The organism is Pseudarthrobacter phenanthrenivorans (genome assembly GCF_000813845.1).
In the GTDB taxonomy this organism is placed as follows: Bacteria; Actinomycetota; Actinomycetes; order Actinomycetales; family Micrococcaceae; genus Arthrobacter; species Arthrobacter phenanthrenivorans_B.
On sequence record NZ_JWTB01000006.1, the window covers coordinates 12,740 to 37,713 of the forward strand.

Sequence of the window (24,974 nt, forward strand, 5' to 3'; positions counted from 1 at the left end):
ACCGGGCCGCGTCCGAGGTTGTAGCGAAGCTGTTACCGGATATGACAGCATCACCGGGTGACCGAATCGACTCAGCCCGAGAACTGCATGTGCCTGTCCGGGGAGACCTACGCCGCGTGCTGCGGCAGGTTCCATTCCGGCCGCGGGTTTGCGGCGACGGCGGAGCAACTCATGCGGTCCCGCTACAGCGCGTTCGTCCTTTTGGACGAGGACTACCTGCTGCGTACGCACCACCCTTCCACCGCCCCGGCTGCCCTGGACCTGGACCCGGCCATGCAGTGGCGCCGGCTGGACATCGTGTCCACCGGCGGCGGCGGTCCCTTCGATACGGAAGGGACGGTCGAGTTCAAGGCGTATTACCGGCATGGCAGGGGCCGCGGTGTCCTGCACGAGAACAGCAGGTTCGTCCGGGACGGCGGCCGGTGGTTGTACGTGGACGGCGACATCCTCGCCTGACTATTCGCCGTCGTCGTAAAACTCGCTGTCCGGCGTGAAACCGGCGCGGTCAACCTTGCGGTGGAACCGCATGCCCGCCAGGCCGCCCAGCACGGCGCCGACGAGGGCCACCACGGCCACCACCACTGCCGCGATGATGCTGGTGGTGGTCAGCTGGCCTTCATTGATGGGGATGCGCGGGAAACTGTTGAGGTTGGCCAGGACGTTGAACTGCTGCCCTGCCACCATGCCGAGGATGGCCACCAGGACGGCCACAATCAGGGCCCAGATCCACACCATGAAACCCTGCTTGGCGCCGTTGAAACGGGCCATCCTGCCTGCCACGTAGCCGCCGGAGTAGTAGGAGAGGAACAAGATCACCAGCAGCACGATGATGCCCACCAGTCCCACGGTGCCGCTGTTCTGCGCCGCCTGGTTCACGGCGGCATTGACGTCGGTGTTGTTGGCAAGTCCCACTGCGGTGCCCGCGGCTGCCACCAGTGCGGTCAGCAGTACCGCCATACCGGTGGCGGTCAGCCAGCCGAAGAATGCCGAGCCGGCCTTGATGCCGCCAAAGCGCTCCTTCTGGCGTGCAACGGCGGTCTCGCGGTTGGCCAGGGTCGGGTCCGCCGCAGGTTCCACCACGGGGGCCGCGGTGGTCGGTGCAGGCTCGTAGGCCCGCTCCGCCGAGGGCTCAACGTAGTCGCGGTCCCTGTCATAGCCGCGCTCCCTGGGGCGGACCGGCGCCTGGTCAGCTGGCGGCCGGTCAAACGAGCGCGTGGCGGCATCATCCGCGGCCTCACGGTAGCTTCCGTCACGGGCGGCGTCAGCCTCGCGGGCGCGGCGGGGAGGCAGGTTTTCTGGGTCCGTTGAGCTGCTCATGGCTCAACTCAACCACCGGTCCACGGTGATAGCAAGCGTGCTTACTATTTTGTGACCTGCGGTTTTACCGGTATTTCCGGTGCAGGTCTTCTTTCCGGGACGGGCCCGGGGTGGCATCCGCGATCCACGGGCCGGTCCCTTCGGAGGGATCGAGGATACCGGCCTCCAGCCAGGTGTAGTCCCCGGCGAGGACCTTCCGGGTCAGTGCGTGGTCGGCGTCGTCCGTGTTCCGCCACAGCTGGTCGAAGTACTCGTCCACCCGCACCCGGGCCTGTTCACAATAGGCATCGGCGAGTTCGTAGGCGCCGGCGCCCTTGTCCGGGGAGGTCTTCAGGAGCATCTCCGCCCGCGAGCAGCAGGCCGTCATGGCGAAAAGTTCGGCGCCGATGTCCACGACGCGGCCCAGGAACGCCTGCTTCCGCTCCAGCTTGGCCTGCCAACGGCCCATCCCGTAGAAGGTCTGGCGCGCCAGGCGGCGCGAGGACCGTTCCACGAACCGGAGGTGCTTGGCCAGCCGGCCGAATTCGCCGTAGGACCGGGGGTCCATACCGGCTCCCGCCACGAGCTTGGGCAACCATTTGGCGTAAAACCCGGAAGCCCCGACGGCGGCCCTGGCCTTATCGGCAAGGCTCGCATCCAGCGAGGCGAGGTCGCCCGCGGCGGCCAGGTGCGCGTCCACCGCTTCCCGGGCAATCAGCAGCCGCATGATTTCGGAGGACCCTTCGAAAATCCGGTTGATGCGCAGGTCCCGCAGCTGCTGCTCCGCAGGTACCGCGCGTTCACCGCGGGCCGCCAGCGATTCGGCCGTCTCGAAGCCGCGTCCGCCCCGGATCTGGACCAGCTCGTCAGCGATCCGGCAGCTGATCTCCGTGGCCCACAGCTTGGCCAGTGCCGCTTCGATGCGGACGTCCTTCTGCCCGGCGTCGGCAAGCTCGGCGGAGAGTTCAAACACGGCGTCCAGGGCAAACGCGGACGCGGCGATGAAGGCGATCTTCTTGCCCACGGCCTCGTGCTCGCCCACCGGCCTGCCCCACTGGGTGCGGGCATTGGACCACTCACGGGCGATTTTCAGGCTCCACCGGCCGGACGCCACGCACAGCGCCGGCAACGCGAGGCGCCCGGTGTTCAGCGTGGTGAGCGCGATCTTCAGGCCCTGGCCCTCCCGGCCCAGCCGGTTGGCGGCCGGCACCCGGACCTGGTGGAAGCGGGTCACACCGTTTTCGATGCCGCGCAGGCCCATGAACGCGTTGCGGTTTTCCACGGTGATGCCGGGCGAATCCATCTCCACCACGAACGCGCTGATGCCGCCCTTATGCAGGGTGCCGCCGGCGTCGGTGTGGGCCGGGACCACGGCCATGACCACCACCAGTTCCGCGATCACCCCGTTGGTGGTCCAAAGTTTCACGCCGTCCAGAAGGTACGCGTCGCCGTCGTCCGTTGGCGTTGCCGTGCTGCCCAGCCGGGCAGGATCGCTGCCCACGTCAGGTTCGGTGAGGAGGAACGCGGTGACAGCCCCGGCAGCGCAGCGCGGCAGGTACTCGCGTTTTTGTTCCGGGGTGCCAAAAACCTTGACAGGCTCCGGGACGCCAATGGACTGGTGGGCGGAAATAAGGGCACCCAGGCTGGGGTGCACGCTGCCCAGCAGGGCCAGGGCACGGCCGTAGTACACCAGCGACAGGCCCAGCCCGCCGTACTCCTCCGGAATCTTCATGCCAAAGACACCCAGGTCCGCCAGGTCCCTGATGTACTCGTCCGGAATCTTCGCATCCCGTTCGATCACCCGCCCGGACATGGTTTTGGCGAACGCGGTGAGGCGGGCCATGAAGGCCTCGCCCCGCTCCACGGACGCCGGGTCCGCGGCGGGCCAGGGGTGGACCAGGTCCAGGTCGAAGCTGCCCAGGTAGAGGCCCTTGGCGAAGCTGGGCCGGTCCCAGCCGGATTCCCGGGCGGCTTCGGCGACGGCCCGGGCATCTTCGGCGGTGGCCCCCGCGCCGATCTTGCCGGCGGGAACAGGGGTTTCGTCAGCGGGGGCGTCTTTGGGCTGGCTGTCAGTGGCGGAGGTCATGGGTTATCTCCTTGGCCGGATAGGCCGGTGTAGCCATGGATCCGCCGGGTTGGAGAACCCTTCAGCTGTCCCTCAAGATTACCCGCGGGTAGGTTCCGGTACTAGGGGACGTTTGGCCCTGGAAATCGCCCGAAAGGTCCACCGCGGCGGCCCGGTGGACCAGCTTGTCCCACCCGTAGTTGATGCCGTGGACCACCGCCAGCAGCGTGTTGGCCAGCACCGTCCAGGTGAGCTTTCCCGCGCCCAGCAGCACCAGGGCGATGAGCCCCGCCGTCAGGACAAACGCGGCCAGGATTGCGGCAAACACCAGCGTCCCGATGAAGACCAAGGTGGCTGTTTCCACTGAGCTTAGATCGAACTGCATGAATCCCCCTGCTGCAACGTTGCTGTGGTGAATAACTGCTGTGGTGAATAACTGCGCTGCTGAAAAACTGCGGTGGCGAACGGCCGGTTCGCCAAAGACCAGTAGCAGAAGAGTAGGGGGACAGCTGCGGGCCCAGCCAGAGCAGCATGGGGCAGAAGTGACTGTTGATACGGGATTGAAACACTACCGGGAGGTAGGTCACAAAGCGGTCGCGGCGGCCTGCGTTAACCTTGTAGTTGGCAGTTTTCCGGTCCGGGCCCCGCCGGGCCGCGTGCCAAACCCCAACCCACCAGCCCAAGGAGAGTGTGTGCCCCGCTCCGCCAGGTCATCCGCTGACGCCATCAGCGCCCGGCTCCGGGACCTCGAACTCCTGACCAAGGGCCCGGCCTGGGCCTTGACCCGATCGGCGCCGTGGGTGATCGCCGTGCTCCAGGCTTCCTTTACCCGCACCCGGCCGCAGGTGCCGCTGGAGGAATTCCATGCCGACGTCGACTCCTTCCTTGAGGAGCTTCGGCGGCAGGACCCCGGGCTGGGCGGCGGGGCCAATGGCAAGGCTTTTGGCGACGAGTGGACCAGGCGGCAGTTCCTGACCCGCCGGAACCAGTCCGGCAGGATCGTCTATGAGGCCACCGAACCGGCCGCCCGCGTGCTGGCCTTCCTGGACAGCCTGTCCAGCGAGCGGTCCACGCTGAACGGTTCCCGCCTGGGCACCCTGCTGGGGGACGTGGAAAAGCTCGCCAATGAAACCAACCCGGACCAGAGTGCCCGGCTCGAAGCCCTCGAAGAGGAAATCGAGGAACGTCAGCAGCTGATCCAGGACATCAGTACCGGCGGGTTCGACGGTCTGCTCGACGACGACGAGGCGGTGGAGGCCGCCGGCAACATCCTGGACCTCGCCGCGAGCCTGCCCGCCGACTATAAGAAGATGCGCGACCGGATCGAGGAACTTGTGGGCGAACTGCGCAACCAGATCATCGAAGAGTCGCTGACCAAGGGCGCCACCATGGCCCAGGTGCTGGAAGCCGACAAGCGGCTCCGGCAGAGCCCCGAGGGCAGGACGTTCCGGTCCTTCACCGCATTCCTGGAGGACCCGCAGCAGCAGGTGCGGTTCCGGTCGGCCATCGGCGAGGTCCTGAGCCGCCAGTTCGCCGACGACCTGTCGCCCGAGGACCGCGAAACCCTGAAGAACCTGGTGGCCGAGCTCCGCCAGCAGCACAGCCAGATCCAGCGCATCTACGGCAAGCTCAGCGAAAGCCTGAACACCTACGTCCAGAGCGACGACTTCCGCCAGTCCGTCCGGCTGCGGCAGGTCCTGCGGGAAGCGGAGCAGGCCATCCGGTCCCTCCCTTATGAGCGGGAACGCCCGGCACTGGTACCCGGCCCGGTGCTCTACAACGCCGGCTTCGAGTCGCTGTCCATGGTCAAGCTCTTCGATCCGGACGAATTCGCCGCGCCGCCCCGGCTGGCCGACCCCATCGCCTTCACCGACTCGGACCGGGTGCGCTCGCCCAGGACCGGCAAGGCGAAACCTGCGGTGGTCCGGGCGGCCATGGCCGGGGCCGCAAGCCTTGCCGAGGCCTGGCAGCAGTTGCCGGCCGAAGAGCAGCACATCAACAGCATCCGCGCCCTGCTCTCGGAAGCCCTGCACGCGGGGGCCGATTTCAACCGCGGGGCGTGGGATGGCCTGGACTTCGAACAGATAGACGGTTCCACCCGGAAGGCCTACCTCCCGGTGGTCACGCTCGCAAAGGATTCAGATGACTGAGGAAATCACGACGGCGGAGGAAGCGGCGGTTGGGCATGCCGATATCCCGGCGGCATCGGGCACCGGGTACACCGGGGCAGTCTCACCCCGTGACACGTTCGTCGACGGCGCCGCGCTGTTCCCGGGCGACACCGGTGTGCTGCCCATGAAGGTCCGCCAGGCGCTGGTGAAGCTCCTCAAGGGCCCGTACATCGACGGCGGCCGGGACGAGAAACTGTGGACAGTGCTGCTGGACAACCAGGTGATCCTGCGCAGCCGCCTCTCCGAGCTGTTCCTTGCCCTGCAGTTGGACCATGAACGCAAGATCGCTGTGCTGCGCCCCGTGGATCCGGACGTGATCGGAGGCAGCACCCGTTCCAGCATCCTGCGCCAGCAGCGTGCGCTCAGCCGGGTGGAAACCATCGTGCTGCTCCGGCTCCGCCTGCTGCTGGACAGGCACGTCACGGCACAGACGGACCCCACCATCACCCGGGAGGAGATCAGCGACCTGGTGGCGCATTACCAGCCCTCCGGCCAGCAGGACGCCCTCCGCGACGCGGACGTGGTGACCCGGGCCATCACCAAGCTCCTGGCCCGGCAGCTCCTCGTCCCCACCGGCCTGGACGACGTCTACACCATTTCCAACGCCCTGCCCCTGGCCCTGCCGTTCGAAAACATCGGCGACATCCCCGCCCACATCGAGGCCCTGGTAGCGGCCAGAACCGATCCCACCGGGACCGAGGCGCTGATCGACGTCGACGCCAACCCGGTGGTTGAGGCCACAGACGACGATGACACCGACGAAGCGGAGGCCGGCAAGTGACGATCGCAAGCATGCTTCCGCTGGGTGATGTCACGAACCCGGGGCAGATGCGCCTTGCCTTGGTACAGGTGGTCAACTGGGGCACGTTCCACGGGGCGCACACGATGCACGTGGACCGGAACGGAACCCTGCTCACGGGCAACTCCGGCGTGGGGAAGTCAACCCTATTCGACGCGATGCTGCGGGTTTTCGATGCCCGGCCACGGTCCAACGAGGCCGCTGCACAGCGCTCGGGCGGCGCCGTGGAGGACAAGCGGACCACCTTCACGTACATGCGCGGCAAGGTGGGCGACAAGGCCGTGGGTGAGGGATCGGCCAGTGCGTTCCAGCGCCCCGGTGCCACCTGGTCCGCCGTCGCGCTGACGTTCGACAACGCTGCCGGCACCCGGGTGACGGTCTCGGCACTGTTCGACCTTCCGAAGAACGGCACCGAGTCCAGCGTGGGCCGGTTCTACCTGATCGACAACGTGCCCCTGGACCTTGAGGCCGTGGAGGGCATCGCGGACAAGCGCTTCACCAAGGGCGCGCTGGAGACGGTCTTCCCGCACGCGCAGGTGTTCGACGTCCACAAGGCGTTCGCCGAGCGGTTCCGGCGGCTGCTGGGCATCAGCTCGGACCAGGCGCTGCCCCTGCTGCGCGTCATCCAGGCCGGCAAGGGCCTGGGCGGCAGCGTCAACACCTTCTTCCGCGACCAGGTCCTTGACGCCCCCGCCACGCTCGCCGCGGCTGATGACGTGGTGGAGGAGTTCAGCAACCTGATGTCCATCCGCCAGCGGCTGGAGGACGTCCGGCAGCAGCGGGACCAGCTGGCCCCCGTCCCCGGCCTCAACCGGGAGTATGCGCAGTCGCTGCTGGACGCGAACCGGCTCCGCGAACTGGTGGGGGAGGAGTTCGAGGCCTATAAGCAGAAGCTGGCTGTCGAGGTCCACCGGAAGACCCTGCTCCGGTTTAAGGAACTGGCCCAGGCGAAAGCCAAGGAGCTGGGCGCCGAACGCGGCATCCGTGACGGGCTGGCCAAGGAGCTGCGGCAGCTGGAAGCGGACTACAACAACCAGGGCGGCAACGCCATCTCGGCGATCGAGCAGTCGCTGGAGAACGCCCGGGTTGGCCTGAAGCTCCGCCGCCAGGTGGAGGAGGCGGCCCAGCAGGCACTGTCCGACGCCGGGTTGCAGCTTGAGTGGAGCGCGGCCGGGTGGGAGCAGGCGCATGAGCAGGCGGCGGCGCGGTCGGCCGAGCTGAAGGATGATTCGCAGGCCCTGCAGGAGCTGCGGTTCGAGGCCTTCGATGCGCACGCCACCCGCAAGCGCGAGCTCGCGGCCGCTGAGCAGGAGCTCGTGTCGCTGAAGACGCGCAAGTCCCTGCTGCCGCCGTCGAGCATTGAAAACCGGGCCGCGATCGCCGCGGCAACCGGCGTTCCCGAGGACCATATGCCGTTCGCAGGCGAACTCATGGACCTCGCCGAAGGGGAGGAACGGTGGCGGCCGGCCGCCGAACGCGCGCTGCGCAGCCTGGCCACCACGCTGCTGGTCCCGGGTGAGCACTTCGCCGCCGTGACCCGCTACCTGAACGGCCACAACGTCCGCGGCGCGCTGCGGGCGGTGGATGTCTCCAAACCGCTCGCCGGCGGTGCGCTCGCCGTCGAGGACGTGCGCGGCGGCGACCTGCTGACCAAGCTGGACATCCTCGCCTCCGGCGCGGCCGCCGTTGCCGGTGAATGGGTCCGGGAGCGCATCGCCCTGGATTTCGCCTACCCCTGCGTAGAGGACCCGGACGAGCTGGCGGCACTGGACAAGGGCCTGAGCCTGGGCGGCGTGGTCAAGCGGAACCGCCACACGGTTGAGAAGGATGACCGCTTCACCAGCCGCCAGGACTACGTCCTCGGCTTTGACAACGCTGCCAAGCTGGAGCTTGTGGCCGGGCAGGTGGAGGACCTCCGGCAGGAAGTGGCCAAGGCCGCCGAACTGGCGCAAAGCCGCGAGGACTCACACCAGGGCATGAGCCGGCAGCTCGATGCGCTGCGGCGGATTGCCGAAGACGACCGCCCCTGGGAACAGGTGTCTGCTGCGGTGGCGGCGGAGGAGCTCGCACGGATCGAGCAACGGCTCAAGGACGCCCTGGCCGCGCAGGCGGACCTGGAACCGCTTCGGGCCACCATTGAGGAGGTCCGGCAGAAACACCAGTCCAGCACGGAATCGGCAGCCGTCCTGCAAAGCGAATACAAGGCACTCGACCGCCAGCTGACCGGCGCCGACGCGATGCTGGAAGCCGCTCGCCGGCGCCTGGCCCAGGCGCCGCCGTCGGACGCCACCGTTACCGCCCTGGAACCGCACTTCGCGGAATTCGGCGACGTGACCGAGATGCACGAGCTGGACAACCTGGCCAACCGGGTCCGGACCGCCCTGCTGGGCGAACTGCACGCCGCGGAGTCCCGGGGACAGGCCACTGCCGAGCGGCTCACGCGGATCTTCGAGGGCTTCGTGCGGGAGTGGGGCAGTGCCATCTCGGCGGACCACGGAACCAGCATCGGCGCGGCCAGCGAGTTCGAGGCGCGCTACCACGCGATCGTGAACGACGGCCTGCCGGCGCAGGAGGCGGAGTTCCGGCAGTTCTTCAACCAGCGCACGCATGAATCCTTCAGCACGCTGCTGCACCTGCTGGACGAGGAACGCCGCTCCATTACCAGCAGGATCCTGCCGCTGAACGGCATCCTGTCCCAGGTGAACTTCCACGAAGGCAGCTACCTGGAACTGGACATCAAGCAAACACTGCCGCCCACCGCAAAGCAGTTCAAGGACGCCATCCAGAACGCCCTGAAGGCCCGCCACACCCGGCCGGCGAAGGCGGAGGCGGGGCGTGCCGATGGTTCCGCTCCGGAGAAGGACGACGACGGCGAGCTCACCGCCCGCTACAAGTCGCTGGAGACGCTGGTGAAACGGCTTGGCTCGCAGGCGCCCGAGGACCGGCGCTGGCGCGCCGAGGTACTGGACGTCCGCGGCCACCTGTTCATCCAGTGCAAGGAACACCGGGAAGTGGCCGGTCCGCGTGGCGGCAGGAAGACCGAGGTGTTCATGCATGCCGACACCGGGTCCATGTCCGGGGGCGAGCGGCAACGGTTCACCGCCTTCATCATGGCCGCGGCATTGAGCTATCAGCTGGGCATTGCCGAGCAGGGCTTCACCACGTACGGCACCGTGATGATGGATGAGGCGTTCGTCCTGGCCTCCGAGGAGTTCGCCGGTGCGGGGATCAAGGCGCTGCACGAATTCGGGTTCCAGCTGCTGCTGGCCGCGCCCGAAAACGTGATCGACCTGTCCCGCCACCTCGGCTCCGTGACAGAGATCCTGCGGGACCGGCGCACCAACCGCTCCGGCGTCCTCACCGCGCCCGTGATCCGACCCCGCCCCGGGGAAGAAGGAGCTTGGCGGTCCGAGGCCAACCCGGTGGACATCATCCTGCGCTGACCGCACCGCGGGAGCCCCCTCCACGAGCGTGGAGGGGGCTCCCGGCCGGTGTGCGCCTGGCCCCTACTTCGCTTGCACGCGTGCCAGGAACTGGGCCGTACGGTCCTGCAGCCCCTGGATCTGGCGTTTCACCACAAGGGCCGGGTCGGGGTTGATCTCATTGGCCGGCGGCTCCTTGCGGACGTTGCCGCAGCACAGGAAGTCGGCGCAGATCAGGGTGCCCACCGTGTTGCCGTCGCGTCCGGACTTGCCGGCACGCCTGGCGACCCACAGGAGGACGTCCTCCTTGGAAAACACGTCGCGGCAGAGTTCGCACAGCACCGAGCGGTTCTTCCTGGCACCTCCTTCGGGTGCCCGGAGCATGACCCCGGTGAGCCCCGTGGGCCCTGGAACCACCAGATAGCCGCGCAGCGGCATCTTTTCGTCCCGCCAGCCCAGGAACTCAAGGTTGTCCCAGTCGAGTGAGTCGAAGTCCTTGGGCAACGTCAGTTTCGCGGCTTCCGACCGGCTGGCATTGACGAAGGAGGAGCGGATTTGTTGGGGCGTGACTGATTGCATGGCTGGACTTTCGTGAAGGGTAGGGCGGCCCGAACCCGGGCCCGGGTAACAAGGGGAGTCAGTCAGTCTCCGCGGAGCAGGCCAAAGCGGCCACCCCGCTTTCCACGGCAGCGGCGGTCTGGATGACCTTCAGCATGCTCATTTGTTCCCGTTGTCCTGTTCCTGTCCAGCGCTCCGGCGGTGTACCACCGGACCGGCAAGGCCATCCTGCCAAATCAGGAGCGCGCTGTCCAAGAACGCGAGCCGCCTGTGCCCTTCGTCACATCCCTTCGATTAGGTGACAAAAACGTTGCGTAATGCACTCGTAGATAGGTTAGCCTTACTCATCCGATTGACCTTAGGAGTCCCGTGACGTCCCCCCTTTTCCCCGGCCCCGTGGCCTCCCGCCGGACGCTCTTGGCCAGCGCTGGCAAGGCCGCAGTGGTGGCCGCGGCTGCGTTCACCCTCTCGGCCTGCAGCACCGGTCCCGCCTCCTCCGTTTCGGACGCGGGAACGGCCTCCAGCAGCGCACAGTTCCCCGTCACCATCAAGCACGCCTACGGCAGCACTACCATCGAGAAGCAGCCCACCCGCGTGGCAACGGTCTCCTGGGTGAACGACGATGTCGCCATCGCCCTCGGCGTGGTCCCGGTGGGCGTCCCGAAGAATGAGTGGGGCGGCAACGACAAGGGCTCCACCCCCTGGAAGGACGCCGCCCTCGAGAAACTGGGTGCAGGCTTCGGCTCTTCCAAAGCTCCGGTGCAGTACTCCGAGGCCGACGGCGTCAACTTCACTGAGATCGCCAAGCTCAGCCCGGACGTCATCCTGGCCGCCTACTCCGGCCTCACTGAAGAGGACTACAGGAAGCTCAGCGAAATCGCACCCGTGGTGGCCCACCCGGACGTGGCCTATGGAACTTCCTGGCAGGACTCCACCACCATCATCGGCAAGGCCCTCGGCAAGGACGCCGAAGCCGCCAAGCTGGTGTCCGACACCGAAGCCACCATCAAGGACAAGGTCTCCCAGTACCCGCAGATCCAGGGCAAAAGCTTCATCTACGGCAACCTGGAGCCAGCCAAGGGCGACGGCGTGAACGTCTACACCGCCAACGACAACCGGCCCCGCTTCCTCAGCGAAATCGGCATGACCCTCGCCCCGGTAGTGGCGGACAACTCCAAGGGTTCCATGGAGTTCTACATCCCCTGGTCGGCCGAGAAGGCCAATGAACTGCAGTCGGACATCTTCGTCACCTGGGTCCCGGACGCCTCCACCACTGACGCCATCAAGGCCGATCCTCTGCTGGGCCAGATCCCGGCCATCAAGAACGGCGCCCTGGTGGCCGATTCGGACAACACCCTGACCCTTTCCATCTCGGCATCGTCGCCGCTGAGCCTGCCGTGGTCCGTGGACACCTTCCTGCCGCAGCTGGCCAAAGCAGCGGACGCAGTGAAGTAAAGGCCGTTCCATGAGTACGACGACGGCACGTCCGGCAGCGGACCCGTGCACCCGGGCGCCGGACCGGGCAGCCCGTGGTCCCCGCCGCGGTGGGGCACAGGGAAGGAAGCAGGCCGCGTGGCTGCTCGCCGCCGTCGTCGTCCTGCTCCTGCTGGCCGCCACGTCCCTGGCGGTGGGCGCCCGCGACGTTCCCCTGGCCACCGTGTGGCAGGCCCTGGCCGCCTTCGATCCGGGGAACGGAGACCACGCCGTGGTGCAGGCGCGCATCCCCCGGACCGTCCTGGGCCTGCTCGCCGGCGGCGCCCTGGGCCTGGCCGGTGCCGCGATGCAGGGTGTTGCCCGTAATCCGCTGGCCGATCCCGGCATTATCGGAGTCAACGCCGGAGCTGCCCTGGCGGTGGTCACCGGAATCTATGTCTTCGGCATCACGGAGTTCTCCGGTTACGTCTGGTTCGCCTTCGCCGGGGCGGCCGGCGCCGCGGTGGTGGTGTACCTGGTCGCCTCGCTGGGCAGGGAAGGTGCCACCCCGGTGAAGCTCGCGCTGGCTGGAGCCGCCCTCAGCGCGGGGCTGTCCTCGCTGATGAACGTCATCCTGGTCTCCAGCCAGGACACCCTGGACAGGTTCCGCTTCTGGCAGGTGGGCGGTGTCGCAGGCCGGGACTGGTCAGTGCTCCTGCCAGGCTTGCCGTTCCTCGCGGCGGGCGCGCTGGTGGTCCTGCTGGCCGGCCGGACCCTCAACAGCCTTGCCCTGGGGGACGACATTGCCCGCGGGCTGGGCCAGCGGGTGGGCCTGTCCCGTGCCCTCATCGCCGCGGGGATCGTGCTGCTCTGCGGCACTGCCACCGCGCTGGCCGGGCCCATCGGCTTCGTCGGCCTGGTCATCCCGCACGCCGTCCGGTTCCTCACCGGCCCGGACTACCGCTGGATCCTGCCCTTCTCCCTGGTCGCCGCCCCCGCGCTGCTGCTGGGTGCCGACATCATCGGCCGGGTGGTGCTGCTTCCCGGCGAGGTGCCCGCGGGCATCATGACCGCCCTGGTGGGCGCGCCCGCCTTCGTCTGGCTCATCCGGCGCGGGAAAGGGGCCGGCCTGTGACCCGTGTTGCCCTATCAGATATGGCTGCCAAAGCCCCGCCTAAAGAACCAAAAGTGGTAGGGCAACGGCGGCTGGTTCCGGTGAGCCGGACCGCGTTGCTGGCCGCCGCCGTCGCGCTCCTGTTCTTCGCGTCCGTCCTCCTGGGCAGCTACACGGTGACCGTCCCGGATTTCTTCACCATCGTCGCCAACCACCTCACCGGCGGCCCGAAAATCCCCGGCGCCAGCTTCATCGTGATGGAGAACAAGCTGCCCCGGGCGGTCATCGGCACCATGATCGGGACGGCGTTCGGACTGGCCGGCGCCCTGTTCCAGACCATGCTGCGGAACCCCCTGGCCAGCCCGGATGTCATCGGCATCAGCTCCGGCGCAAGTGCCGCGGCGGTGGTGGCCATCGTCGTTTTCGGTGCCTCCGGCGGCGCCGTCTCCGCGGCAGCATTGGCGGGGGCGCTTGCCGTGGCTGGCCTCATATACGCGATCTCCAGCGGCGGAGCGGGTCGGGGAGCGGGCCGGGGCAATGCGGCCGGAAACCGGCTGGTCCTGGCGGGAGTAGGGATTGCTGCGGCGCTGCAGGCCGTGGTCAGTTTCCTGATGACCCGCGCCGATATCCGCACGGCCGCCGACGTCCTGGTCTGGCTCAACGGTTCGCTGAACTCCGCCAACTGGGACCGCGCCGGCATCCTGTTCCTGGCGCTCGCGGTGCTCGTTCCAGCGGTGGGGGCCATCGCCGGACCACTGCGCGTCCTGGAACTCGGGGATGACGCCGCGGCAGGACTGGGGGTCCGGGTCAACGCCGCACGCCTGGCCGTGGTGGTCATCGCGGTTGCGCTTGCCGCGGTGGCGACGGCGGCTGCCGGGCCCGTCTCCTTCGTCGCGTTCCTGGCAGGCCCCATTGCCCGCCGCGTTACCGGGAAAGCCAGCCTGCCGGCGTCGGCCCTGGTGGGTGCCCTCATTGTCCTGGCGGCCGACTACTTCGCCGCCAACCTTGCCCCGCTGCTGCTGGACGGCACCGTCCTGCCCGTGGGCGTCGTCACCGGCGCGCTTGGCGCCCCGTTCCTGCTGTGGCTCCTGGTCACGGCCAACCGAAAGGATGCCTGACGTGGCTGTTCTCGAAGCCAGGGACCTGACGCTCACCTACGGCCAGCGCCGCGTGGTGGACGGCCTGAGTGTCCAAATCCCCGAGGGCAAGGTGACCATGATCGTGGGTGCCAATGCCTGCGGCAAGTCCACGCTGCTCCGCGGCCTGTCCCGGCTCCTGAAGCCTTCGGGCGGCGCCGTGACGCTGAACGGCAAGGATATCCACGCCCGTCCGGCCCGCGAGCTGGCCCGCACCCTGGGCCTGCTTCCGCAACATCCCACCGCTCCGGACGGGATCACGGTGCGTGACCTGGTGGGCAGGGGCCGCTACCCGCACCAGGGATTCTTCCGCAGCTGGAGCGATCAGGACGACGCCGCAGTGCAGCGCGCGCTGCAGGCGACCGGAACGCTGGACCTGGCCGGCCGGGACGTGGATGAACTGTCCGGCGGCCAGCGGCAGCGGGTGTGGATCGCCATGGCCCTGGCCCAGGAAACCGACGTGCTGCTCCTGGACGAGCCCACCACCTACCTCGATCTTGCCCACCAGGTGGAAGTCCTGGACCTGGTGACCGACCTGAACCGCAGCCGGGGCACCACCGTGGCCATCGTCCTGCACGACCTCAACCTCGCCGCCCGCTACGCCCACCACGTCATCGCCATGCAGGCCGGAGCCGTGATGGCTGCCGGCTCCCCGCAGGACGTGGTGACCGAAGAACTGGTCCGCGGAGTCTTCGGCCTGGAGTCCCGCGTCATCCCGGACCCCGTCTCCGGCACGCCCCTCATCATTCCCATCGGCCGCCACCATGCCACCGCCAACGAACTGGAGCTTGTCCCATGAAGACCCGCGAAGCCGCAGCCACCCAGCACACGGCAGCCCAGCCCATGAGCCTTGCCTTCGAAGTCACGGTCTCCTCGGTCCGGCAGCTGAGTCCCACCTTCCGCAGGGTCACCTTCGGCGGCTACGCGTTGCGCGATTTCGGCGTCCACGGGAACACCCTGGACCTGCGCATCAAGCTCCTGATTCCATCGCTGGCCCCGGACGGGACCCGGCTGCCGCTTCCCGCCTTCCATACGGGCCAGGCCGGCTGGTACCGGGACTGGCTGGCCATGGATCCCGCCGTGCGCGGTGCGATGCGCACCTACACGGTCCGGGAGGCACGGCTGGACGCGGTGTACCCGGAGATCGACGTCGACTTCGCCATGCACACGGGTGACCCCGGGTGCAGCGGTCCCGCCGCCAACTGGGCGTTGAACGCCAGGCCGGGTGACGCGCTCACCATCATCGGTCCCAACAACCGCGCCGCCCACTGCGTTACCGCGGAGACCTATTCCGGCATTGAGTGGCGGCCCGGGCTGGCCCAACGCATCCTGCTCGCCGGCGACGAAACGGCGGTTCCGGCCATCTCTGCTATCCTCGAAAGCCTCCCGCCGTACATGAGCGGGCACGCCTTCCTTGAGGTGCCGGAAGCCGGCGACTTCCTGGAGCTCAGCTCCCCGGCGGACATCGCCATCACCTGGCTGGCCCGCGGCGCGGCCATCGGGCGCTCGCGGCCCCACGGCCAACTGCTGCAGGAGGCCGTGCGCAAGGCCGTCCCCGTCCCAGGCTGGGTCGGCATAACAGCGGACGACGGCGGCGCCGGGCCGGAGCCCGAAGACGTCAACGTGGACGTGGACATCCTGTGGGAGACGCCGGCCCGGATGGAAACAGCCCACCTCCGCGGCGCCAGGAACCCGGGCATGCCCCCCGGGGCCATGCCCTTCTACGCCTGGATGGCCGGTGAAGCGGCCGTGATCAAGGATCTCCGCCGGTACCTCGTCCGGGATGTGGGCATCGACCGGAAGCAGGTGGCTTTCATGGGGTACTGGCGGCAAGGCAAAGCGGAAGGCTAACGGCATTCCCTGCCCGCCGGCGTCGTAACACACGTTTTCAGGACTGCCCGAACCGGTTAAAGCCGTGTCATTAGGTGTGACAAGCATTACACTACGGATACTTCAACTGGAACATTAAGGTCTCATTCCATGAAAACTATCCGTCGGTCGGTTATCTCTGCCCTGACACTCCTGGTCATGCTTATTTCACTTGCCGTGGTGGGCAGCGGGGCGAACGCAGTGGGAGCACTGACAGTCGCGCCGTCCGCGGACACCTACGTCCAGGCCGACCGGCCCACGGAGAACTTCGGGACGAGCGTGCGCTGGTCCACGGAGGGCCGGACGAGCATCGCTCGGAGCAGCCTGCTGCGGTTCAACGTCCAGGTCCCCGCCGGGGAACACATCACCTCGGCAAAGCTCCGCGCCTATTCGGAGGCGGCGGCAACGTCGACGGAGTTCGTGGATGTCTACACCACCGGCGGTGCATGGACCGAAACGGGCGTCACCTGGAACAACGCCCCGGCCCGCGGGACCCTGCTGGGCAGGACCGGCGGGTTCTCCAGCGGCGCCTGGGTGGAATGGGACGTCACCAAAGGCGTTACCGCCAACGGCGGTGAGCAGAACTTCAGGCTGGAATCCGGCGCGCAGAAATGGCTGGGCTTCAAATCGAACCAGGCCCTGGACGCGGCACTGCGCCCAAAGCTGGTGGTCACCACGGCGGCTGACACGGTAGTGACCGAACCCACCCCAACTCCAACCCCCACCCCTGCGCCCACTGACCCGGGCGGTGTCCAGGCTGCTGCCACGCAGAACTGGGGTGCACCCGTCGCCGGCGACGAATTCAATTACGTCGGGGCCCCGGACGCAACCAAATGGAGCGTGTATAAAGGCGCGGGGCATGCCGGCAACGGCATCCGCAGCCCGGAGCAGGTAAAGGTGGACGGCTCCACTATGGTCATGAGCGGCACACCCGACGGAACCACCGCCGGCATGTCCGCCAGGTTTGCCAACCAGAAGTACGGGCGCTGGGAAGTCCGCGCCGCCGGCTCCGGCGACAATGAATACCACATGGTCTCGATCCTCTGGCCGGACAGCGGGAACTGGCCCTGCGACGGCGAAGTGGATTACGCGGAAACAACGGGCGACTGGAACGTGATCAAGTTCTTCCAGCACTTCTCCTGCACGAACTCCCAGACCAGGGCCAGCAAGACGCTGGATGTTTCCCAGTTCCACAACTATGCAGTGGACTGGTCCCCCGCCGGAATGACCGGTTACGTGGATGGCGTGAAGTGGTTTGAGGACAACGACCCCACCCATCAGCCTCCGGGCAGCATGCATCAGACCCTGCAGCTGGACTGGTTCCCGGATACCACCGCTGACGGTGCTGCGGAAATGCGGGTGGACTGGGTACGTGTCTACCCGGCGGCAGGCGGAACGAGCCCGGCCCCCACACCCACTCCGACGTCCACCACGACTCCGGCGCCAACATCCAGCCCGGCCCCGACCGCGACGCCCACCACCCCGCCGTCGGGTGATTCATTCGAGTTCGCCGCCGCCGGCGACATGAACCCCTCAGGAAACACGTCGACGAGCTCGGCAGCCGGCAAGAACGCCGCGAGCATCATCGGCAGCCTCAACGATGGTTCGCTGGATAATTTCCTTGCTATCGGGGACTTCCAGTACGACAAGGGAACCTGCACTGCGCTTGGCGCGTGGAACACGGTGTGGGGCGGGTTGAAGGCCAAGACCTACTGGACCGCGGGACCGAACCATGACGTGGAACCGGGTGTGAATGATGACGTGGACCGGTTCATGGACGGCCAGTGCGTGAACACCACCAAGTCCGCCACCAGCACCACCCTGGGCCGGTTCCAGGATGCACTGGAGTGGTATTCCTTCGACAAGGGAAACTGGCATATCCTCGTGGCGCCGACCGCAACATGGCGGTACAACGCATCCCGCGCGCAGGCCATGACCGCGGAAATGGACGCTGATTTGAAGGCGGCCAAAGCGGCCGGAAAGCATCTGGCAGCCGTTTACCACGACCCGTATTTCACCTCCAACACGTCCAGCCACACGCGCTTCACCCAGGCGAAGCCCTGGATCGACATGTTCTGGAACAACCGGGTGAAAGTGCTGCTGTCCGGCTCCCAGCACAACTACGAACGGACCTGCCCGGTGAACAACGCGGACCAATGCGTACCGGACGGCATGCAGCAGTTCCAGGTGTCCACGGGCGGCATCGGCCTCCGCTCGTTCACCAGTGACCCGGCCTACGTCCAGCGGAAATTCAGTGATACCTGGGGCCACCTGAGGATGAGTCTGAAGGCAGACGGCTCCTACACCTGGGAGTTCCGCCCCGTGCACGGCGGCATGCAGACGGACAGCGGGTCCCGCACCCCTTGATCGAAGGGTGGGGGCGGCCGTGGCAACCCGGCTGCCGGGCCCACCCGCCCACTTACTGTTCATCCCGGCGTCGTCCTTGCTTCTCCTTGAGCCGTTAGGTTGGGGCGGTGGTGCCTGAATCCCTGCTTCCTGACTCCGGGCGCCGGGTGTTTGTTGCCCTTGGCGATTCCTTCACGGAGGGAGTAGGGGACCGGGACGACCGGCTGCCCAACGGCGTGCGTGGCTGGGCCGACAGGGTTGCCGAGAAACTTGCCAAGGCACAGCCGGGGTGGAAGTACGCCAACCTGGCCATCAGGAGCAAGCGGCTGCGGCACATCATCGATGAGCAGCTGGAGCCCGCGCTCCGGATGCAGCCCACGCTGATAACGCTCTATGCCGGCGGCAACGACATCCTGGACCTGAAAACGGACATGCCCGCGCTGATGGCGGACTACGAACAGTTTGTTGCCAGGCTTGCCGGCACCGGTGCCACACTGGTGCTTTTCACCGGGTTCGACGTCAAGGTGTCCGCGCTGCTGGAGCCGCTCAAGAAACGCAATGCCTATTACAACCGCCGGGTCCGGGAAATTGCGCGGAAGTACGGAGCGGTGCTCGTGGACTACTGGTGCCTGGACGCCTTCCATGACCGGCGGATGTGGGACTCAGACCGGCTCCACATGTCCAAGGCCGGGCATAAATACCTGGCCGGGCAGATCCTGGACCAGCTGGGCGTGCCGCACAAGATCAAACGCAAGGACTGGGAGCCGGCGCCCAGGCTGGGCCTGCGGGAATGGGAGCGGCGCCAGCGGCGATGGGTCCACGACTGGGTCCTGCCGCTTTTTGGCCGCAAGCTTCGCGGCGTCACGCTGGGGGACACACTCAGGCCGCGCTGGCCGGAACCGGTGAAGGTCCCCCGGAAAGGCGGCCTGAAGAAGCTCGCCATGGACGGTCCCGACGGCGGCGGCGCGCCTTAGCCCTGTTGCGCCGGCGGGGTGTCCAGGAGGTTTTCAAACCCCGGCGCTACCCGGCCGGCGTGGAACTCCACCACCTCGAAGTCGGCCACGCCATTGGTATAGAACGGATCCTGCGCCAGGCTCGCGTCGAGAATGTCCCGTTCGGCCTGCGAGAGCAGCAACCCGCCCGTGCGGGGGATCTTGCGCCCGGCGGCGATGAACACGCCGTCGTCGAACGCTTTCTGCAGCCAGGAGATATGGGCGTCGTTGTGGAAGTCGACAATCTCCTGGGGCACGCGGTAGGTGAGGGAGACAACATACATGGACCCAAGCCTACGGGGCCGCACAAGCTACTTGAAAGATCAATCGTAGAATGGGGACCATGACCGAACCCCGCTGGCTCAACGCTGACGAACGCCGCGCCTGGCTGGCGCTGGTGAGCATCAACACGCTGCTGCCTGCGGCCCTGGACACCAGGCTCCACGCGGCCGGAAAGCTGTCCCTTTTCGATTACACGGTCCTGGCCATGCTGTCCGAAGCTGAGGGCCGGTTCCTGCCCATGAGCGAGCTTGCTGCCCGCAGCAGCGCTTCCCTATCGCGCCTCTCGCACGTGGTGACGAAGCTGCAGAAGCGCGGCTGGGTGGAGCGCCGCCCGCATCCCCGCGACGCCAGGGTGACCACCGCCCACCTCACCGAGGAAGGCATGGCAACCATCGTTGGGCTCGCCCCGGGCCACGTCGAAGACGTCCGTGAGCTGTTCCTTGATGCCTTGACCGAGGAGGATGTGCTGGACCTGGCGCGGATCGGCGAAAAAGTGGTGGGCCGGCTGGACAAGGACCATTGGATCCTGCGCGAGACCCAGCCCTGACCGGCTGATTGGTTGCTTCCGGCAACGGATGGCAAACTAACCGCATGGAGTTCACTTCCCGGTTTGTTGCGCTCGGCGATTCCTTTACCGAAGGCGTTGGTGACGACGACCCCACGCGCCCCAACGGCGTCCGGGGCTGGGCGGACCGCGCTGCCGAACAGCTCTGCGCCGCCGACCCTGGATTCGGCTACGCAAACCTGGCCATCCGCGGCAGGAAGCTCCGGCAGATCCTCGCGGAACAGGTGGACGCCGCCGTCGGGCTTAAGCCCACGCTGGTGAGCATCTACGCCGGCGCCAATGACATCCTGCGTCCCCGCGTGGACATCGATGACCTCCTGGTGGAGTACAATGACGCCGTGGGCAAGCTCACCGCCACCGGCGCCACCGTGGTGATGTTCACCGGATTCGACGCCCGCGGGTCAAAGGTCTTTGGCACCATGCGCGGCCGCACCGCCATCTACAACGAACTGGTGCGTGGAATCGCGGGGGACCATGGGGCGCTGCTGGTGGACTACTGGCGCTTCAGCGAGTACTACGACTGGGGCATGTGGGCCCACGACCGGATGCATATGTCCGCCGCCGGCCACGCCAATATGGCCAAGCGTTTCCTCGAGGTCCTCAAGTATGACCACTCCATCGATATCCCGCCCATGTCCCCCGTGCCGGAACTGGGCCGGGCCGAGGCCATCCGCGCCAACGCCCAGTGGTTCCGTGAGTATGCGGCTCCGTGGGTGGTCCGGAGGGTCACCGGCAAGTCGTCCGGTGACAATCTGCGGCCCAAGTACCCGGAGCCCATCCGGCTGTAGCCCGCTGCTCAACACCGGCTGGTCAGGCGGGGTGGAACCCTGGCGTTGCCAGCATCGAGCCGTCCGCGCGGATGGCCAGGACGGCCACATCCCAGTTGTTCGCCGCATGGTCCAGCATCCGCGTCCCGCCGGCAACGATCGCGGTGGCCAGGACGTCGGCTGTCACGATCTCCGTGGCCGCAACGGTCACCTGGACGAAGCCGGCCGCGCTGCCCACCCGCCAAATGTGCTCACCGCGTTCGGCGGAGCCTGATGTTGCGATCGCGCTGTGCCGGCCGGCGCTGCCCAGCGGGTACCCGGTAATCAGCGTGCGGCGGTCCGCGGGGTCCACAACACCTGCCTTCCATTGCTCGGCGCTTCCCGGCCGTGGCGAGCCGCTGACCAGGACGTCGCCTCCTGCGTTGAGGCACCAGTCGTGCCGGCCGAGGGCAAGCAGCGACGTTCCTGCCTCGCGGATGGCATGGCCCTTGATGATCCCGGAAAGGTCCAGCACGCCGTCGGGCCTTTCAGGGGTGAATGCACCGTTGGTCCGGAGCCGCCAGTCATGCGCCTCCGCGTACCGCTCTCGCATCTGCGCCGACGCGTGGGTCAGCTTCAGTTCACCGCGCGCCATCCTGCTGGCTTCCGAATCGGGACGGTACAGGCTGAACGTTTCGTCCAGGTCCCGGAACAGGCGTTCGACGACGGCGGTGGCGGCAGCGAGCTCGTCGAGCCCCGGCTGCCCTTCCGCGGGAGAGCCGACGGGCATGGTCAGCCCGATGACGGTTCCCATGCACTCAAACGTGCGCGCCTTCAGTGCCAGGCTGCCGGTGTTTGGCAGGTCGCTAGAGGTTCGCTGCATCGATGGCTGCCTGGAGTGAGGTGAGGTAAGCATCGCTGGTGATGGTGGCGCCGCTGACGGTCTGGACATTGGCAGACTGCGCCGCCAGGACCTTGCTGCGCAGCAGGGGTGCGGCGCGGTTGCTGATCTGGATCGACTTGCCGTCCGTATTGGTCAGCTGGAGGGCCGTAACGTCGGTGATCTTTCCGTTGGCCACCGTGATCTGGACCTGGACGGGGCCAAACCGGGTCTGGACAGTGTTTCCTTTGTAGGTGCCGGAGGCCGAGGAACTGGACGAACTGGAGGATCCGGAGGAGCTTGACCCGGAGGAGCTTGCGGACCCGGAGGAACCTGTGGCGCCCGACGAGCTGGAGGACCCAGCCGACCCTGACGAACCTGTCCCCGCCGACCCCGTGCCGGTGGCACCCGTGGTGCCTGTCGCCGTCGTACTTGATGCCACGGTGCTGATGCCGCCCGCCTGCGTGCCTGTCTGCCAGCCCGCCAGGAGGATTCCGGCGGAGGCCAAAGCTGCTGCGACTGTTCCGCGAATTTTCACCAGTCAAACCTTTCGTGATGGATCTGTTCCTCGGGGACGCCGGCCTTCCCGGCATCCTCAATGACGTTGGCCGCCCACGCCGCCGGGCCGCAGACGTAGACGTCCGCATCCCTGATGTCCGGCACATAGGAGGTAAGGCAGTAGCCGTTGCGCACGGAGTCCTCGGGAAGCCAGCTGGACCGGCCGTGGCCCCGCGGCCCGGTGAGGTGGAAGAGCCGGACCCCGCGCGCCTGGCAGAGGTCAAGGATTTCGTTGCCCAAGTAAAGCTCCTTGTCAGTGTGGCCGCGGAGGAGGACCGTGGCCTCGCCAGGAGCGAATGGGGTGGTCTCCAGCAGCGCGCGCAGGGGAGTGATGCCGATGCCGGCGCCGATCATCACCACCTTGTTCTTCGTCCGGGCTGCTGTGCTGAGCATTCCGTAGGGGCCCTCCAGGGCCACCTTGGTGCCCTTCCGCAGCCGGAGCAGCCGGGCGGAACCGTCGCCAAGGTTCCGGACCGTGACCCGCAGCGTCCCCTGCCCGTCAGGGCCATTGAAGACAGGCTCTGCGGAGAGGCTGAACGGGTGCGGGTGCCACCACATGCCCGGAGCCAGGAACCGCCAAATGAAGAAGCGTCCGCCCGTTCCAGCCAGCTGGTTAAGCTTCCGGCCTTTCATGACGATGTTCACCACGCCCGGCGCCACGGCCTCCACCCGGGCCACGGTCAGCTGGTGCCGGGCCGTTGCCAGCACCGGCTCCAGTACCCGGAAGTACACCAGGGCTGTGCCGGTGTAGATGCAGATGGCGAGCCAGTACCAGCGCTGCCAGGTGCCGGCTGCAAAGAGGCCGCCCACACTGAACTGATGCGGAATCGAGGTGGCCACGGCTGCGTATGTCAGCAGATGCACCACGTACCAGAACTCGTAGGGAAAGCGGCGCCGGACAGCTATCAGGGACGTCACCACGACGGCAATGAACAACGCCATGGAGACGAAAGCCAGCCACATGTCGGGCACCTGGACCCAGAGGTTGATGGACTCGCTGACCGGATCCAGTCCCTCGGCCATGCCATACCCAATAACCAGCAGGAGGCCGTGTGCCAGCAGGAGGTAGAGGGAGGGTTTCCCCAGCTTTCCGTGGAACTCCAGGGCTCGGTCGTGGCCAATGGTGCGGTCAATGAAGGGGATCCTCGCGGCCAGGAGCAGCATGAGCAGGACCAGGTCCATGCCCGCCAACCCCGCCACTATCCCCGCTGCCGTGAACGCGGCCGCAGGGGAGGTGATACTGGTGGCTCCGCCGTCGGCAAGCCACAGGGCAACAGCCGCCGCAACGGAGGCCCAGGCGATGACGGTCAGGAGGTCAATGCGCAGCATCCGCTGCCGGTACTGGCGGGCAAACCAGTCGTGGGTGGGCTTCCTGATTGGTGAAAGCTCCGGGCGGCCGGAGCTGCTTGCGGCCGGAGTTGCCGGCAGGAGCTGCGTGTTCATGGCTCCACGATGCGTGAGGAAACTATGATCCTGCTGTGAAAAAGGGCCAGCCCTGGCTGTGATCTTTTCCCTGCCCTTATACACCCTTTGACGCCCGATTGGTCTTTAATTGCGCCACCTCGTAGACTTGGTAGGCGCTAAGTGCGCGGAGCGTGCGCAATTGCTCCGGTTGCCCGGTAATTTCTCCAGGGTGGCCGGTAGTTAGGGGCTCAAGTTGCGTAACTAACCGTTGCCCGTACATTCTGTGGGTCGCACTTGGCAGCATGGTCCAGCAGCAGATATGCGGATCATTACTTTCAATTCTTGAGGAGAAGTCATGGCAGCACACTGCCAAGTGACCGGGGCCGAGCCGGGCTTTGGGCACAGCATTTCGCACTCGCACCGCCGCAACAAGCGCCGGTTCGATCCGAACATCCAGAAGAAGCGCTACTGGGTTCCGTCCCTGCGCCGTAATGTCACCCTGCAGGTTTCTGCACGTGGCATCAAGACCATCGACGTGCGCGGCATCGACGCAGTCGTCGCCGACATTCTTGCTCGTGGGGTGAAGCTCTAGTGGCTAAGGACAAGGACGTACGTCCGATCATCAAGCTCAAGTCGACCGCTGGCACGGGCTACACCTACGTGACCCGCAAGAACCGTCGTAACGACCCGGACCGCATGGTCCTGAAGAAGTACGACCCCAAGATCCGCCAGCACGTCGAATTCCGAGAGGAGCGCTAAACATGGCTAAGAAGTCCAAGATTGCTCGCAACGAGCAGCGCAAGGTCATCGTTGAGCGTTACGCTGCAAAGCGCCTCGAACTGAAGAAGACCCTGGTTGACGAGAACGCAACCGACGAAGCACGCGAAGCAGCCCGCCTGGGCCTGCAGAAGCTGCCCCGCAACGCGTCCCCGATCCGTCTGCGCAACCGCGACATCATCGATGGCCGCCCCCGTGGCACCTTCCAGAAGTTCGGTATCTCCCGTGTCCGTTTCCGCGACATGGCACACAAGGGCGAACTCCCGGGCATCACCAAGTCTTCCTGGTAATCCAGCACCGCTGATTCCAGCTGCTTGAGAAGGGCCGGCAACCTCAGGGTTGCCGGCCCTTCTGCGTTTAACCCATTGCTTGTTCAGCGCCCGGGCCCGCCAGGAAACACCTGTGCCGCAGCACACACGGGCAGAATGACGACGACGGCACGTTGCGCAGGCGCTCCACCCCGGGTTTCGCCGCGCAATACCGCGGATCTTCGGCCTCCGAAGGGCCGGTTTGCGATGGGCCGGGTGTGCGTGTATTGTTTTCTGAGTCGCCGCGGGGGAGACAGTGAAGAACTGTTTACC

General features: G+C 66.8%; 24 protein-coding genes. 16 read left to right on the forward strand and 8 right to left on the reverse strand.

Annotated elements, in window-relative coordinates:
- Positions 1-87 precede the first annotated feature (87 nt).
- Positions 88-456 carry a YchJ family protein gene (locus RM50_RS02925; RefSeq protein WP_043449776.1) on the forward strand — a complete coding sequence of 123 codons (369 nt, stop codon included), beginning with the start codon at positions 88-90 and terminating at the stop codon, positions 454-456.
- Here the strand turns inward: RM50_RS02925 and RM50_RS02930 are convergent, their stop codons facing one another.
- The 3 genes from RM50_RS02930 to RM50_RS02940 all read right to left on the reverse strand — a co-directional run bounded on the left by RM50_RS02930 (position 457) and on the right by RM50_RS02940 (position 3,746).
- Positions 457-1,317 (reverse strand): TIGR04086 family membrane protein, encoded by an 861-nt coding sequence (locus tag RM50_RS02930; RefSeq protein ID WP_043449778.1) that lies wholly within the window; start codon positions 1,315-1,317, stop codon positions 457-459.
- Between the two features lie 64 nt (positions 1,318-1,381).
- Entirely contained in the window at positions 1,382-3,382 is a 2,001-nt protein-coding gene (locus tag RM50_RS02935; protein ID WP_043449780.1) for an acyl-CoA dehydrogenase family protein, read from the reverse strand.
- A 61-nt stretch (positions 3,383-3,443) separates the two neighbouring features.
- Positions 3,444-3,746: a hypothetical protein gene (locus tag RM50_RS02940; protein ID WP_043449782.1), complete on the reverse strand. Its 303-nt coding sequence runs from the start codon at positions 3,744-3,746 to the stop codon at positions 3,444-3,446.
- Between the two features lie 307 nt (positions 3,747-4,053).
- Between RM50_RS02940 and RM50_RS02945 the strand changes: the two genes are divergently transcribed.
- Genes RM50_RS02945 through RM50_RS02955 form a run of 3 tightly spaced genes read left to right on the forward strand, consistent with a single transcriptional unit; the run spans position 4,054 to position 9,774 of the window.
- Positions 4,054-5,511: a DUF3375 family protein gene (locus tag RM50_RS02945; RefSeq protein ID WP_043449784.1), complete on the forward strand. Its 1,458-nt coding sequence runs from the start codon at positions 4,054-4,056 to the stop codon at positions 5,509-5,511.
- Positions 5,504-6,313, forward strand: a complete 810-nt coding sequence (locus RM50_RS02950; protein WP_043449786.1) for a DUF4194 domain-containing protein — start codon at positions 5,504-5,506, stop codon at positions 6,311-6,313. The genes RM50_RS02945 and RM50_RS02950 overlap by 8 nt, the downstream gene beginning before the upstream one ends.
- Complete coding sequence (locus RM50_RS02955) at positions 6,310-9,774, forward strand: ATP-binding protein (RefSeq protein ID WP_043449788.1); 3,465 nt, start codon at positions 6,310-6,312, stop codon at positions 9,772-9,774. Before RM50_RS02950 ends, RM50_RS02955 begins: the two co-directional genes overlap by 4 nt.
- Positions 9,775-9,837: 63 nt before the next feature.
- Here the strand turns inward: RM50_RS02955 and RM50_RS02960 are convergent, their stop codons facing one another.
- A complete protein-coding gene (locus tag RM50_RS02960) occupies positions 9,838-10,332 on the reverse strand; it encodes an FBP domain-containing protein (RefSeq protein ID WP_043449791.1) in 495 nt (164 codons plus the stop codon).
- A gap of 348 nt (positions 10,333-10,680) precedes the next feature.
- On the opposite strand from RM50_RS02960, the gene RM50_RS02965 reads away from it, so the two are divergent.
- The 7 genes from RM50_RS02965 to RM50_RS02995 all read left to right on the forward strand — a co-directional run bounded on the left by RM50_RS02965 (position 10,681) and on the right by RM50_RS02995 (position 19,163).
- The gene (locus tag RM50_RS02965; RefSeq protein WP_043449794.1) at positions 10,681-11,766 is read left to right on the forward strand and encodes an iron-siderophore ABC transporter substrate-binding protein; all 1,086 of its coding nucleotides are present in this window, start codon (positions 10,681-10,683) and stop codon (positions 11,764-11,766) included.
- A 10-nt stretch (positions 11,767-11,776) separates the two neighbouring features.
- Positions 11,777-12,859, forward strand: coding sequence for a FecCD family ABC transporter permease (locus tag RM50_RS02970; RefSeq protein WP_043449795.1), 1,083 nt, complete (start codon positions 11,777-11,779; stop codon positions 12,857-12,859).
- 20 nt (positions 12,860-12,879) lie between these two features.
- The gene (locus RM50_RS02975) at positions 12,880-13,956 is read left to right on the forward strand and encodes a FecCD family ABC transporter permease (protein ID WP_052259928.1); all 1,077 of its coding nucleotides are present in this window, start codon (positions 12,880-12,882) and stop codon (positions 13,954-13,956) included.
- A 1-nt stretch (position 13,957) separates the two neighbouring features.
- Positions 13,958-14,773 carry an ABC transporter ATP-binding protein gene (locus RM50_RS02980; RefSeq protein WP_043449797.1) on the forward strand — a complete coding sequence of 272 codons (816 nt, stop codon included), beginning with the start codon at positions 13,958-13,960 and terminating at the stop codon, positions 14,771-14,773.
- Positions 14,770-15,825 carry a siderophore-interacting protein gene (locus tag RM50_RS02985; protein WP_043449798.1) on the forward strand — a complete coding sequence of 352 codons (1,056 nt, stop codon included), beginning with the start codon at positions 14,770-14,772 and terminating at the stop codon, positions 15,823-15,825. The genes RM50_RS02980 and RM50_RS02985 overlap by 4 nt, the downstream gene beginning before the upstream one ends.
- A gap of 129 nt (positions 15,826-15,954) precedes the next feature.
- On the forward strand, positions 15,955-18,210 hold the full coding sequence (locus RM50_RS02990; RefSeq protein ID WP_043449800.1) for a DUF7594 domain-containing protein: 2,256 nt from the start codon (positions 15,955-15,957) through the stop codon (positions 18,208-18,210).
- A gap of 107 nt (positions 18,211-18,317) precedes the next feature.
- Entirely contained in the window at positions 18,318-19,163 is an 846-nt protein-coding gene (locus RM50_RS02995; RefSeq protein ID WP_043449802.1) for an SGNH/GDSL hydrolase family protein, read from the forward strand.
- Here RM50_RS02995 and RM50_RS03000 read toward each other — a convergent pair.
- On the reverse strand, positions 19,160-19,465 hold the full coding sequence (locus RM50_RS03000; RefSeq protein ID WP_043449804.1) for a YciI family protein: 306 nt from the start codon (positions 19,463-19,465) through the stop codon (positions 19,160-19,162). The genes RM50_RS02995 and RM50_RS03000 overlap by 4 nt on opposite strands.
- A 59-nt stretch (positions 19,466-19,524) precedes the next feature.
- On the opposite strand from RM50_RS03000, the gene RM50_RS03005 reads away from it, so the two are divergent.
- Entirely contained in the window at positions 19,525-20,010 is a 486-nt protein-coding gene (locus tag RM50_RS03005; protein WP_043449806.1) for a MarR family winged helix-turn-helix transcriptional regulator, read from the forward strand.
- 44 nt (positions 20,011-20,054) lie between these two features.
- Positions 20,055-20,816: an SGNH/GDSL hydrolase family protein gene (locus tag RM50_RS03010; RefSeq protein WP_043449808.1), complete on the forward strand. Its 762-nt coding sequence runs from the start codon at positions 20,055-20,057 to the stop codon at positions 20,814-20,816.
- Positions 20,817-20,838: 22 nt separating this feature from the next.
- Here the strand turns inward: RM50_RS03010 and RM50_RS03015 are convergent, their stop codons facing one another.
- Genes RM50_RS03015 through RM50_RS03025 form a run of 3 tightly spaced genes read right to left on the reverse strand, consistent with a single transcriptional unit; the run spans position 20,839 to position 23,655 of the window.
- Positions 20,839-21,657, reverse strand: a complete 819-nt coding sequence (locus RM50_RS03015; protein ID WP_082006954.1) for an FAD:protein FMN transferase — start codon at positions 21,655-21,657, stop codon at positions 20,839-20,841.
- Entirely contained in the window at positions 21,641-22,192 is a 552-nt protein-coding gene (locus tag RM50_RS03020; protein WP_043449813.1) for an FMN-binding protein, read from the reverse strand. Before RM50_RS03020 ends, RM50_RS03015 begins: the two co-directional genes overlap by 17 nt.
- Entirely contained in the window at positions 22,189-23,655 is a 1,467-nt protein-coding gene (locus tag RM50_RS03025; protein WP_043449815.1) for a ferredoxin reductase family protein, read from the reverse strand. Before RM50_RS03025 ends, RM50_RS03020 begins: the two co-directional genes overlap by 4 nt.
- A gap of 316 nt (positions 23,656-23,971) precedes the next feature.
- Here RM50_RS03025 and rpmB point away from each other — a divergent pair, with 316 nt between their 5' ends.
- From rpmB to rpsN, 3 genes are read left to right on the forward strand one after another with little or no spacing between them, the layout of a single operon-like run.
- Positions 23,972-24,208 carry a 50S ribosomal protein L28 gene (gene rpmB, locus RM50_RS03030; RefSeq protein WP_018763944.1) on the forward strand — a complete coding sequence of 79 codons (237 nt, stop codon included), beginning with the start codon at positions 23,972-23,974 and terminating at the stop codon, positions 24,206-24,208.
- The gene (gene rpmG, locus RM50_RS03035) at positions 24,208-24,375 is read left to right on the forward strand and encodes a 50S ribosomal protein L33 (protein WP_013602737.1); all 168 of its coding nucleotides are present in this window, start codon (positions 24,208-24,210) and stop codon (positions 24,373-24,375) included. The genes rpmB and rpmG overlap by 1 nt, the downstream gene beginning before the upstream one ends.
- A 2-nt stretch (positions 24,376-24,377) precedes the next feature.
- On the forward strand, positions 24,378-24,683 hold the full coding sequence (rpsN, locus tag RM50_RS03040; protein ID WP_009358853.1) for a 30S ribosomal protein S14: 306 nt from the start codon (positions 24,378-24,380) through the stop codon (positions 24,681-24,683).
- Positions 24,684-24,974: the final 291 nt, after the last annotated feature.